The sequence below is a fragment of the Pseudomonas sp. P1_F1_2 genome, from assembly GCF_056405815.1.
In genome coordinates, this window is record NZ_JBFUBK010000073.1 from 19,809 (window position 1) to 31,938 (window position 12,130).

The 12,130-nt window shown below is 60.2% G+C and carries 14 protein-coding genes; 3 read left to right on the forward strand and 11 right to left on the reverse strand.

Annotated features, from left to right (window positions below; all coding sequences use genetic code 11):
* Positions 1 to 2 precede the first annotated feature (2 nt).
* The gene (locus tag AC1D2P_RS20520) at positions 3 to 857 is read left to right on the forward strand and encodes a MaoC family dehydratase (RefSeq protein ID WP_223523444.1); all 855 of its coding nucleotides are present in this window, start codon (positions 3 to 5) and stop codon (positions 855 to 857) included.
* Positions 858 to 968: 111 nt separating this feature from the next.
* Here AC1D2P_RS20520 and AC1D2P_RS20525 read toward each other — a convergent pair whose 3' ends face one another.
* From AC1D2P_RS20525 to AC1D2P_RS20540, 4 genes are read right to left on the reverse strand one after another with little or no spacing between them, the layout of a single operon-like run.
* Positions 969 to 1,535, reverse strand: coding sequence for a DUF4136 domain-containing protein (locus tag AC1D2P_RS20525; protein ID WP_046032978.1), 567 nt, complete (start codon positions 1,533 to 1,535; stop codon positions 969 to 971).
* Between the two features lie 54 nt (positions 1,536 to 1,589).
* Entirely contained in the window at positions 1,590 to 2,204 is a 615-nt protein-coding gene (locus AC1D2P_RS20530) for a DUF4136 domain-containing protein (RefSeq protein WP_046032979.1), read from the reverse strand.
* A 12-nt stretch (positions 2,205 to 2,216) separates the two neighbouring features.
* Positions 2,217 to 2,966, reverse strand: coding sequence for a methyltransferase domain-containing protein (locus tag AC1D2P_RS20535; RefSeq protein ID WP_046032980.1), 750 nt, complete (start codon positions 2,964 to 2,966; stop codon positions 2,217 to 2,219).
* Positions 2,966 to 3,268: a MazG-like family protein gene (locus AC1D2P_RS20540; protein ID WP_046032981.1), complete on the reverse strand. Its 303-nt coding sequence runs from the start codon at positions 3,266 to 3,268 to the stop codon at positions 2,966 to 2,968. The genes AC1D2P_RS20535 and AC1D2P_RS20540 overlap by 1 nt, the downstream gene beginning before the upstream one ends.
* A 144-nt stretch (positions 3,269 to 3,412) precedes the next feature.
* Between AC1D2P_RS20540 and AC1D2P_RS20545 the strand changes: the two genes are divergently transcribed.
* Positions 3,413 to 3,706, forward strand: a complete 294-nt coding sequence (locus AC1D2P_RS20545; protein WP_077432444.1) for a hypothetical protein — start codon at positions 3,413 to 3,415, stop codon at positions 3,704 to 3,706.
* 89 nt (positions 3,707 to 3,795) lie between these two features.
* A complete protein-coding gene (locus AC1D2P_RS20550) occupies positions 3,796 to 5,136 on the forward strand; it encodes an MATE family efflux transporter (RefSeq protein ID WP_109785504.1) in 1,341 nt (446 codons plus the stop codon).
* A gap of 14 nt (positions 5,137 to 5,150) precedes the next feature.
* On the opposite strand, the gene AC1D2P_RS20555 is transcribed toward AC1D2P_RS20550, so the two are convergent.
* From AC1D2P_RS20555 to AC1D2P_RS20585, 7 genes are all read right to left on the reverse strand, one after another.
* Positions 5,151 to 5,948 (reverse strand): DUF4123 domain-containing protein, encoded by a 798-nt coding sequence (locus AC1D2P_RS20555; protein WP_109785503.1) that lies wholly within the window; start codon positions 5,946 to 5,948, stop codon positions 5,151 to 5,153.
* Positions 5,945 to 7,261: a type VI secretion system Vgr family protein gene (locus AC1D2P_RS20560; protein WP_223523448.1), complete on the reverse strand. Its 1,317-nt coding sequence runs from the start codon at positions 7,259 to 7,261 to the stop codon at positions 5,945 to 5,947. The genes AC1D2P_RS20555 and AC1D2P_RS20560 overlap by 4 nt, the downstream gene beginning before the upstream one ends.
* Before the next feature lie 233 nt (positions 7,262 to 7,494).
* Positions 7,495 to 9,408 (reverse strand): arginine decarboxylase, encoded by a 1,914-nt coding sequence (speA, locus tag AC1D2P_RS20565; RefSeq protein ID WP_077432419.1) that lies wholly within the window; start codon positions 9,406 to 9,408, stop codon positions 7,495 to 7,497.
* A 219-nt stretch (positions 9,409 to 9,627) separates the two neighbouring features.
* Complete coding sequence (locus AC1D2P_RS20570) at positions 9,628 to 9,999, reverse strand: translation initiation factor Sui1 (protein WP_046032986.1); 372 nt, start codon at positions 9,997 to 9,999, stop codon at positions 9,628 to 9,630.
* 265 nt (positions 10,000 to 10,264) lie between these two features.
* The gene (locus tag AC1D2P_RS20575; protein ID WP_077432418.1) at positions 10,265 to 10,822 is read right to left on the reverse strand and encodes an NUDIX hydrolase; all 558 of its coding nucleotides are present in this window, start codon (positions 10,820 to 10,822) and stop codon (positions 10,265 to 10,267) included.
* Between the two features lie 3 nt (positions 10,823 to 10,825).
* Complete coding sequence (locus AC1D2P_RS20580) at positions 10,826 to 11,893, reverse strand: DUF2333 family protein (protein ID WP_077432417.1); 1,068 nt, start codon at positions 11,891 to 11,893, stop codon at positions 10,826 to 10,828.
* A gap of 26 nt (positions 11,894 to 11,919) precedes the next feature.
* Positions 11,920 to 12,130, reverse strand: a 211-nt coding sequence (locus AC1D2P_RS20585) for a hypothetical protein (RefSeq protein ID WP_477811565.1), incomplete at its 5' end; no start/stop codon positions are given.

The window sequence follows — 12,130 nt, forward strand, 5'->3', positions numbered from 1 at the left end:
TGATGATGACCGATTGGCACACGCTCAACCGTGAACCGAGCCTGCCGGCGTTGTACGTGCGAGCGGCGACGCGACGCAAGATTACCGGCACCACGTTGCCTCCCACGGGCTTGCACTGTTGGGTCGAGGTCGACCACAAACGCCTGGCGGCTTATCGCAAGGTCTGCGGGTTTGCCGACAACGGGTTGCTGCCGCCGACCTATCCGCACATCCTCGCGTTTGCCTTGCAGATGCAATTGCTCACCGCCAAGGAATTCCCGTTCCCCCTGTTGGGGTTGATTCACCTGAGCAACCGCATTCGCGTCTTGCGTCCCTTGGGCGGGGTGAGTCGTGTACGCGTCAGCGTGCAGGTGCAGAATCTGCAACCGCATGCCAAGGGTGCGACGTTCGACCTGGTGACCTCGCTGAACGATCAATTGGGGCCGCTCTGGGAAGCGCAGAGCCAGATGCTGTGCCGGGGCGTCACACTTGACGGTGATCCGATCGAAGACGTTTTGGCCCCAAGCCTGGAGATGATCGAAGTGAGCCGCTGGCAAGCGCCCGCCGACATTGGTCGCCAGTACGCCAAGGTGTCCGGCGATTACAACCCGATTCACCTGAGTGCCTTCAGCGCCAGGATGTTTGGTTTTCCCGCGGCGATCGCCCACGGGTTGTGGAACAAGGCACGTACCTTGGCGGCGCTGGCCGATCACCTGCCGACGGCGAATATCGAGATTGCCGTGCAGTTTCGCAAACCGGTGCGCTTGCCCAGTGAAGTGACATTGCTGGCGAGCGTGGCGGGGAGCAGTGGTGATTTTCAGCTGGTCGGTGCCGGGGATCTTGAGCACATGGTCGGGCATTGGCGGCCGGTGGCCTGATGGTTTGGCAACGCAAAAACCGGAGTCGAAAAAAAACCGCTGATGCGTTCACGTCAGCGGTTTTTTATTGACTGGCAACTCGCCAGTTAACATCAGACATCCCATGCAGTGTCAGTGGGTCAATTTGGGTGGGTAGTTGGCCAGGATGCGTACGACGGTTTCATGAATCGCATTGCTGCGATCGGTCGGGTTCGGTGAACCGCTGAGCAGTTGCTCGTCACTGCCGCGCCACACCAGTTTGCCGTCCTTGCCGTCGAGCAGATCGATCTGGATGGTCGCCACTTTGTAGCTGACGTTGCGGGTTTCGTTGTACATCGGCGCGCCCCAGTAACCGTTCCAGGGGTTGCCATAACCACCGCCATAATTGGTGGTCACTTGTTGCTGGCGCTCTTCGACGATCAAGTAAGTCTGCACACTCAAGTCACCCTTGGTGCCGGCAGCGGCCGGACGCAAGCCTCGCTGGTCCAGTTGATCGGCAACGGATTGGCGGATGCGTTGCTCGGTCAGATCACTCTTGATCCGCGGATCATCGGGACGGTACTGCAGAGCGGGTTCTTTCCAGCTCCAACTGCGGTAGGCGGCAAAATCACGGCTGGCGTCAAAGTCATGATTGACCTGGTTGGCGGCGCAGGCACTGAGCAGCGCGGCCATAGCCAGTACAACGAGACGGCGGAACATGATGGTTCTCCGGTTGAAGGCATACATCTGCGAAATGCTTCTTATCTACAGAAGCTAACTAGGAGGATACGCCGACATTGCCTTTTCTACAGCCTTTCGCAGGGCATCGGCTTGCTCGCTCTGGCTGCCGTTATGGCCGGTTTCGGCGCTGGCACTCCACACCGGTTGACCGGTGCCCGCATCGAACATGTCTACCTGCACCACCAAGACTTGTTCCTGATAGGTACGGATGATCGGCACGCTGCCGTACATCCCGTAACCGTTACCGTAGTGGTTGTACCCGCCATAACCGCCGCCGTAATAACCGTAGTCGTCCTGAACCTGACGCAAGCGGGTTTCCAGGTGCAAGTTGGCGCTGACAAACAGGTCGGCTGGACGGTTATCGTGCAACGGTCGCAGGCCGCGCTGATCCAGGGCATTGCTGACCACTTCGGCCACCTGCGCCGAGTCAGCCCAAGTGGTGCCCGGCGGCAGTTGACCATCGAGCCAGGCCCAGCTGCGATAACGCCCGTAGTCACGGGGTGGCGCGGGGTAGGCGCTGCGATCGAAGGTGTTGGCCGCGCCGGGTGGCGCCGGCGGGATAGGGTTGGACGATGCCACATACGGATTGCTGCCCTGACAGGCCGCCAGCCCGAGACAGATCACCAGCAACCCTGAACGACTTTTCATTTCGTGCTCCGATCAGACCGGTCGACAGATCCAGTGCAAATAGCGCCCAAGCCCGGCAAAGCTTGGGTGACGTCGATGGGCCAGTTCCATTTCGAGCAAGTCCACCAGCTCGGCGCGGGCCTGGAATTCCACAGGCATATAGTCGTGAAAAACCCGCACTCCACTCTGGGTTTCGACCTGCCACAGGCCTTCAAGTTGCGCCGCCAGTTCGCGTGGATCAAGGGGCTGTTGCGGGGTCAGGCTCTGCTTCTCGCCGGCCATGTCGTTCTTGCGCATCTTGCGAAAGTGGCCCTTGAGCAGGTTGCGGTAAATCAGCGCATCGCGGTTATAGAAGGCCAGGGACAACCAGCCACCGGGCTTGGTCAATTGATGCAGCACCGGCAGAATCGCGTGAGGCTCCGCCAGCCATTCGAGCACGGCATGGCACAGCACCAGGTCGTAGGGTTCGGTGAGCTGACCGAGCAGATCCTGCCACGGCGCCTGAATGAACGTTGCGCTCTGCCCGGCCTCGGCAAAGCGCTGGCGCGCCCCTTCGAGCATCGGCTCGGCGGGCTCGGCCAGCGTGACGTCATGGCCGCGCTCGGCCAGCCACAACGACATGTGGCCCAGACCGGCGCCGATGTCGAGTACGCGCAATGGTCGGTCCGGCAGGGTTTCGGCCAGGTCGGCCTGAAGCACCGCCAGGCGGATCGCGCCTTTGGCCCCGCCGTAGATTTTTTCGGCGAAGCGGGTCGCCAGTTGATCGAAATGACGATCGCTCATCAGCTGAACCTCTTTTCGCTGTCTGCGAGTTTGCTGCGCACGACTTCATTCATGTCCAGTCCCAACTCGCTGCACAGCAGCAATAGATAGAGCACGATATCGCCGACTTCCTGCCCGGCATGGGCGAGTTTGTCGGCCGGCAACTGACGTGACTGGTCTTCGGTCAACCACTGGAAAATCTCCACCAGCTCGGACATTTCCACACTGGCGGCCATGGCCAGGTTTTTCGGGCTGTGAAATGGCCGCCAGTCGTTGCGGTCACGGATGGCGTGCAGGCGTTCGGTCAGTTCAACAAGGTTCATCGGGCTCTCCTGAAGGCGTATAGCTTCGGGGGGATGCTGCGTGAAGGCAAGCGGCAAGCGCCGCAAAACCACTATGCTTGCAGGGAACTCGCCACCGCGATCAATGGCCCAAGGCTCAACCACTTTCATCAGGACGTTAACGACATGCAGGTAGAAGGTTTTTTCGACTGGCTTGGCCAGGCGCTCGGTTCGGTCATCCGCTTTATCGTTGACGGCCTCAGTGGCTTGTTCAATCTGTTGAGCCACGCCGGCGCAAACTTTGTCGAGGGCTTGTCCCGCACGCTTGGGATGGATACGTCGATCATCAGCATCGTGGCGCTGATTGTGGGGTTGATGTTGTTGTGGTCGGCGATTCGGGCGTTTATGAATGCGTCGGTCATCATGGGGATTATCTGGTTACTGCTGGGGCTTTGGTTGTTGAGCTGGATCATTCACTAACCCCACCTGTTGCTGATCGTTCCCACGCAGAGCGAGGGAACGATCATCACCAACTGTCGCTACAATGCCGGCTTCGCCAAGGAGCCTGCATGTCCAACCTGATTACCGACTGGCGCGACCGCCCGACCCATCGTCGGGTCTGGGCGCTGGCTGCGCCGATGATCCTGTCGAATATTTCCGTACCGCTGGTGGCATTGGTCGACAGTACGGTCATCGGCCACCTGCCCCACGCTCATCAGCTGGGCGCCGTCGCGGTCGGGGCCAGCTTGTATACCTTCCTGGCCTGGGCCATGGGTTTTCTGCGCATGGGCTCAACCGGCTTCGCGGCGCAGGCCGCCGGACGCGGGGATGGTGCGGCTTTGCGGCAGATTTTGCTGCAAGGCCTGTTGTTGGCCTTGGGCCTGTCGATTGTGCTGGGTGCTGCGGGCGTTCCTTTGAGCAGCGTCGCGCTGCACTTCATGCAGCCGTCGGCAGAACTGGATCAACTGACCCGCGAATTTTTCCACACACGTTTGTTCGGCCTGCCGGCGGCACTGGCCAGTTATGCCTTGGTGGGCTGGTTTCTGGGCACCCAGAATGCCCGGGCACCGCTGGCGATTCTGCTGAGCACCAACCTGGTGAACATCGCACTGAACCTGTGGTTTGTCCTCGGTCTGGAATGGGGGGTGGTCGGTGCGGCGCGGGCCTCGGTGATTGCCGAATGGACCGGTGCGCTGATCGGCCTGCTGCTGACGCGCAAAGCCTTGCGTGCCTACCCCGGTCACATCGTTTGGGCCGCGCTGGCGCTGTGGCAGAGTTGGCGGCCATTGCTGGCGGTCAATCGCGACATTTTCATCCGTAGCCTGGCGCTGCAATCAGTGTTTTTCCTGATCACCGTGCAGGGTGCTCGCCTCGGCGATGCCACCGTTGCCGCAAACGCGCTGCTGCTTAACGGCTTGCTGCTGACGGCGCACGCACTGGACGGTTTGGCGCATGCCGTTGAAGCCCTGTGCGGGCACGCCATCGGGGCGCGTGATCGAGAGGCATTGCGGCGTTCATTGGTGGTCGCTTGCGGTTGGTCATTGCTGGCGAGCCTGGGCTTTGCCGTGCTGTTTGCATTCGCCGGGCATTTGTTTATCCAGATGCAGACCGACATTCAGAGTGTGCGCGACACCGCCTTCATCTACCTGCCCTACCTCGCCGCGCTGCCGTTGATCGCGGTGTGGAGCTACTTGCTCGACGGGCTGTTCATCGGCGCCACTCGCGCCCGGGAAATGCGCAACGGCATGCTGTTGACCGTGATCCTGCTGCTGCCCTTCGCCTGGGCCCTGCAAGGCTTGGGCAACCATGGGTTGTGGATCACCTTTTTGCTGTTCATGTTATTACGCAGCCTGACCCTGGGTACTTTTGCCTGGTACTTGCGCAAGAACGATGGCTGGTTCACCGGATGATAGGGGCCGGGGCTTCAGGGTTGATCGCCCTGCCACAGATTGCGCAGTCTATCGAGACGTTCCTGCTGAGTGATCCCCGGCAGCGGCAGTTCAGGTACAGCGCCGGGGTATTGCAAGCGTAACCATAACCATCCATCGAGCACCGGCCGCTCGCTGAAACCCAGCGCCAACCCCTCCAGCAGTTGGGACCACAGGTCGGTGTAATCGCTCCCGGTGGATTGGCTCCAGCGCCAGGCGTGCTGTTCCAGCAGGCAGGTTTGCAATGAGTCACGCTGACGTGCACTGAGGGCTTCCTCTATGCCCAGCGGCTCGACGGCAAGCCCCGGATTGAACAACTGCTGCCAGCCCTGACAGCCAATTGCCCGGTCAGCCCAGGTTCCACCGAACCAGCGTAACCGGCTGATCGGACCAAGCCAGCGACTCAACTCCCGGGCATCGCACGCATCGAAAAAATAGCTGGCCGTCTGGGGGTTGTAGTAGCTCAGCAAGGCGCGGTGATGCAGGCCAACGGTGACGGTGAGCATGCGTTGCAAATGTTCGAGCAACTGCAACGGTGACGCGTCACTGGCCAGCCACAACCCGTTCCAGAGGTGGGGTTCACGCTGACAACGTTCGGTCAGTGCCGAGTGTCCCTTGAGGTCGATCAACACCGGGCCGTGCTCCCTCAACGGCTGCCATTCGCAGTGGTTGAACAGCCAGAACTGCCGGACCTGGGCAAACTGCTCCCGCAGCGCCTCTGCGGCCCCGGGCTCGCCCGGCACATCGAGCAACAGCCATTGCGGGGTGACGTCGGGAGCCTGGACGGCAATCATGCCGCACCGCTCCGGCCAAGCTGTGTCGCGGCCCGGCACGTGCAAAGGGTTTGCGTGCAATGAATAAAACTGCCCCCGCCGGGCAATAGGCACAGCAACACCAACGGTTCACTGGACCGCAACAAACGCAACAATCCATCGGCCGACACGGCGTCATCGACCACCGCAGTGGGTTGTCGCTCGGCCGGGACCGGGGCGGCGGAAGGACCGGGGAGAAACCCGGTAATCATCGGTTGATCCGGATCGCCCTCGATAAAGCTCACCAGCACTTCCACGCCCTCAGTCAACGACTTGACGGGCGCATAGCTCAATTCAGGTGAAATCGACAACCAGCAGTGGCTGGGGGCCGCGCCTTCGCCCTGATAGAGCCAGTCAAATTGCACGGCAACGGGTCTGGACGCTTCGGGTTGCGGCTCATCGACCTCGACCACCCAGGCCCGTTGCAGGCCATGCATCCTGGGGCCAACGGCCGAACTCTGCGGTATAGGAGACAACTCTGCGGCCACCGCACGGATTTGGTTGCCATACGTCAATGCAGGGGCTTGTCCCGCGTGATGCTCGACATGGGTCAGCCACCAGAGACGACTCCCGTCGGCATACGGGTGGCCGGACAGCCGGACACGCTGGCCGCTGCGCAGCGTCGCCAGGTTCGAATGACCATCGCTGGCCTGTGTTCGGTCGTGAAGCGTGAACTGATGCACACCCGAGTGTCCGGTGTCGGGCGTAAAGGCCATCGTTGCGTCACACCGAACGCGCCCCGCCCCGTCTCTAATGACCAGGCAGTGACCGCGCCTGTGATGCTCGAAGTGGTAATGCAGGCGTTCCTGCGCGCACAGCCGCTGGAAAAATTGCAGGTCTGATTCCTGATACTGCGTACAGAAATCACGCGGGGGGTAATCGCCACTCACCTCAAAACGCCGATCCGTGCCGGCAATGCCATGCTCCTTGAGCACCTGAGCGAGGATCTGTGGTACCGAACGGTTACTGAACATACGCTGGCTGAACCGCTGGGCCAGGCAGGCCAGTTTCGGCCGCAGGCGCACACGACAATGCCTGGGGGTGGCGTCATGTCCACCCTGGACCAGTTCATGCAACTGCCCGTGAATCCCGTTCCCCGCAGGTCCGAAATGCAAAAAAACCGGGCGATACATCAGGCTGGCCAAGTCCAAAGCCGGATCATCGACCAACAGATCGACATTGAACTCAAAGGGCTCGCTGATCGCTTCACTGCCGGTAAAGGCCAAGACCTCAAAGGGATCTGGCAGACCCTCTACATCCAGACGAAATGGCGGCTCGTTGACTGGATCGAACATCGGCGATTCTCTACAGGAGGGGCGGCCGGGGATTCTCGCCGAGAGACATGGCCGAGTAGAGAGGCGAAGTACAACTTAGGAAATGACCTACGCGAAAAGAAGACCACATCACGTGGATAGATGTGGTTGTGAGTCATTTCGCTTAAGAAAAAAGAAGCGTCGCACCAGGTCATCTGAAATTTCCGCAGCATGCGGAACATTTTCAGACAACCCGATGAGAGCAGTGCCTTACCTTACGAAGACAGGTAAGACGAACGGGTCAGGCCCAGGCGCAGCGCGTCGAGGAACTGGGTGCGCTCGGCAGCGGTGATGCGGGCACTGGCGCACTTGTCGCGGTAGTGGGTCATCAACTCTTCCGGCGACAAGTGCACGTAACGCAACATGTCTTCGATGGTGTCATGGGTTTCGATACCGGCGTGGTACACGCTGCCATCGGCGTTCTGGTAAATGTTCACCGAGTCGGTGTCACCGAACAGGTTGTGCATGTCACCCAGGATTTCCTGGTAAGCGCCGACCAGGAAAATCCCCAGCAGGTAGTCTTCACCGTCGTTCAGCGCATGCACCGGCAGGCTGGTTTCGATGCTCTGCTCGTCGACGTATTGCTTGATCTTGCCGTCGGAGTCGCAGGTCAGGTCTTGCAGCACGGCGCGGCGCAGCGGCTCTTCGTCGAGACGGTGCAGCGGCAGGATCGGCAGGACCTGGCCGATGGCCCAAGTGTCCGGCAGGCTCTGGAACACCGAGAAGTTGCAGATGTACTTGTCGGCCAGTTTGTCGTTGAGTTCGTCGAGCACCTGACGGTGCGAACGCTGACGCGCCTTCAACGAGTTGTGCAGGCGACGGCACACGGCGAAGTAGCATTGCTCGGCCAGGGCTTTTTGCGCCAGGGTCAGCTTGCCATCGGCGTACTGGGTGGCCACGTCGCTCATGTAGTGCGTGGCGCGCCAGTAGGTTTCGGTAACCATCTCGATGTCGGTCGGACCCAGCAGATCAACCAGCCACTGCACGGTTTCCGGCAGTTCTTCCTTGTTGTCGATCTTCGGCACGTCATCGTTGTGTTTCTCGACGTCGGTCACTTGCACCACCAGCATGGCGTGGTGCGCGGTCAGGGAACGGCCGCTTTCGGAGAAAATGTTCGGGTGCGGCAGGCTCTGCGCGTCGCAGAATTCCTTGAGCATCCCGACCACGACACCGGCGTAATCGTCCATGTCGTAGTTGATCGAACTGGCGTTACGCGAGTGCGTACCGTCGTAGTCCACACCCAGGCCGCCGCCAACGTCGATGTGATCCACCGGCAGGCCAAGGTTGCGCAGTTCGCCGTAGTAACGAATCGCTTCCTTGAAACCGTGTTGGTAGTCCGCCAGGTTGGCGATCTGCGAGCCCATGTGGAAGTGCAGCAGGCGAATGCCCTGATCCAGGCCCGCCGCGCGGAAACGCTCGACCACCGACAGCAATTGCGCCGCCGACAGACCGAATTTGGATTTCTCGCCACCGGTGTCGGCCCACTTGGACGAGGCCAGGGACGACAGGCGAACGCGCAGGCCGACCTGAGGCTTGACCTTGAGCGATGCCGCTTCTTCGATCACCAGGCCGACTTCGGATTCTTTCTCGATCACGATAAAGACGTTGTGACCCAGTTTCTGGCCCATCAGCGCCAGACGAATGAACTCGCGGTCCTTGTAGCCGTTGCACACGATGGTGCCGCCCTTCGGCGCCAGCGCCAGCACGGCCAGCAACTCTGGCTTGGAGCCGGCTTCCAGACCGATGGAGACGTCCTGGGTGGCGATGATGTTTTCGATGACCGCTTCTTGCTGGTTCACCTTGATCGGGTACAGCGCGGTGTACTTGCTCTGGTATTCCAGACGCTCGATGTTCGCATCGAAGGCGCCAGTCAGCTGACGCACGCGGTCTTGCAGGATATCCGGGAAACGCACCAGCAATGGCAAGGACAAACCGCTTTGGCGCAGTTGGTCGACTTGCTCGAACAGATCAATAGGCGAACTGGTCGGACCGTTCGGACGAACTTCGACGCGACCGGCGTCATTGATCGCGAAATACCCGGCCCCCCAATGGCGAATCCCGTAAACACTGCGGCTGTCCGCAACTGTCCATTGGCTGCCATCGTCTTTGCGTGTGCGTCGTACGGACATTGAAGTCCCCTATAAAGAAGTCATAGAGCGTCGCCTGGGTTCAGGCCGGCGCAGTCTAAAGAATGAAAATGACGATTAGCCTGCATGCAAGGGCGATAGACCGCACATTCAGGTTTGAGTTTAGAAACCAGTCAGAACAGGCTCTGTGAAAACCATGTAGACGACGCCAGGCCTGGTGTCAGGACCGGATCAAGCCGAGGGTGGTTTTCACAGAGGCTGCTAGCCGCCGGACTTCTTCGCTTTGAAACCGAGTTTGATCAGTTCGCCCAAGAGTAGCTCGACATGATCGCCCTGGATTTCGATGATCCCGTCTTTCAACGCCCCGCCGGTCCCGCAACGTTTCTTCAACGTGGTGGCCAGCTCCTTGAGCGCGTCTTCGGCCAACGGCACGCCGGTGATGGTCGTCACCGTCTTGCCGCCACGGCCCTTGCTTTCGCGACGCACGCGAGCGATGCCGTCGCCGGCCGGGATAACGGTCTGTTTGCAGATGCAGGCGTCCACCGGTTTACTGCATTCCGGGCAATGACGACCTGCGTCGGTGGAAAATACCAAGCCACCAAGGGCGGCGAAGGATGCGGCTTTTTTGGCCACCGGCAATCCTCTTGGGAGGACAAAGACTGGTCGCAGCACTTGGGAAGGCTATCGACCGCGAAGCCCCACTCAGGCAGGGGCAGCGCTACTGAAACGGTACAGACTTGTAGGAGCAGAGCTTGCTCGCGATGCACGTCAACGATAACGCGCGGCATCAGACAGCACGTGTCGCTCACTCGTCCTTCGCGAGCAAGCTCTGCTCTTACAAAAGGTCGCGCAGTGTAACGGCAAAAAGCCGACTTGCTAAGAGCCAATCGGCGCCAATTTATGCCTTGTTTGCGACGTCGCTTTGCTGAGCCTTCAAATAGCGCTTCAACGCCGCCAAAGAGTCCGGGCAATAAGGCTTTTGCTCGATTTCCAGCATCACCTGATCGATGGGGATAAAGCGCGCTTCAAGCACCTCTTCCGGCTGCAGGATCAACGGACCGTCCCACACCGCCGAAAACGCCGAACACCAGAGGCGGTTACCGGTGTCCTCAAAGAAGAAGTGATCGTGGGCAGTCAGCTCCACGCCACTGACACCCAGTTCTTCTTCGAGTTCGCGGGCGGCCGACTCGGCGTAGGTTTCGCTGGCGAGCACCATGCCCCCTGCCGCCACATCCCAATACCCCGGATAAATGGCTTTGCTCAAGGTTCGGCGGTGCACGCAAAGTTCACCCGCCGAATTGAACAGCATGATGTAGGTACCGCGCCCGATCAGCCCGCGCTCGCGCAAGTCTGACCGGACCAGGGCGCCGAGCAGGTTGTCCTGCTCGTCGACCCAGGCGATCTGTTCGGCATCCGAGGCCGCGCGATGGGCGGCCTCTTTTGAACTATCGACCATGACTCAGCCCTGATTGAGCAATTGACGCAAATCGATCACGGCGGCGTTGGCCCGGGAGATGTAATTGGCCATGACCAGCGAGTGGTTGGCCAGCACGCCGAAGCCGCTGCCATTGAGGATCATCGGGCTCCAGACCGGCTCTTGCGACGCCTCCAGCTCCCGAATGATCTGGCGCACGCTGACCGTGGCGTTTTTCTTGGCCAGGACATCGGCGAAGTCGACTTCAATGGCACGCAACAAGTGGGACAGGGCCCAGGCTTGACCGCGAGCTTCGTAGAACACGTTGTCGATCTGCATCCACGGGGTCTCGACGATTTCTTCGTCAACCTGTGGCACTTGCCCTGGCGCGAGGACTTCGGTCTTCAGCGAAGTGTTGAGTTTGACCCGACCGACGCTGGCCGACAGGCGTTGCGACAGCGAACCCAGGCGGGTACCGACGTCACCCAGCCAGTTGTTCAGGTTGTCGGCGCGGGCATAGAACAGCGCACTTTTCTGGTTAGGATCGGACAAACGCGCCTGATAGCGGCTCAGGGAGTTGATGCCTTCCTGATACTCGGACTCACTGGAAGGCAGCACCCAGCTCTTGTTGTCAAAGTTGAAGCGCGGCTCGGCCTTGGCCAGATCGGCGTCTTCGGCGGACTGCGACTGGGAGCGGGCGAAGTCTTTACGCAGCGCACGGCTCAGGTCGCGGACCTGGACCAGCACGCCGTATTCCCAGCTCGGCATGTTGTCCATCCACAGGCCCGGCGGAAAACGGTCATTGGAAATATAGCCACCCGGTTTTGTCAGCAACGTACCGGCGACGGTCTTTAGGGTTTCCACCGTGGTGTAGCCGACCACCATCTGCTTGCCTTCTTTCTCGGCGGCAACCTGGGCCGTTTGCTGAACCGGGAACAGTGCAGGCTCCTCGCTCCAATACCAACCCAGCGCAATGGTAACCAGCAGGTAAAGACCGACCAGCGTGGCCAGCGCCCGGCTGAACAGCAGGCCGCCGAAATAACTGCGGGTGGCCGACTTCGGTTCAGCGGCACGTTCAGGCGCGCTGCCCGCGCGGTTCTTCCAGTCCAGCATGGCGATATCCTTTCAATCACTTGAGTTCATCGGTTCGACCACAACCCTACGCCATCGTGCCTCGTTTTGCCGCGTATTAATCGGCGCGCTGCGGTGAGCCAGGATTGCATCGTCGAGGCGCCACTATAAAGGAAGCACATACCTTGTAGCAGCTGGCGAAGCCTGCGTTCGGCTGCGCAGCAGTCGTAAACCTTGAGTGCGAGGTCTTTCTGAAACACCACATCGACTGATTTCACG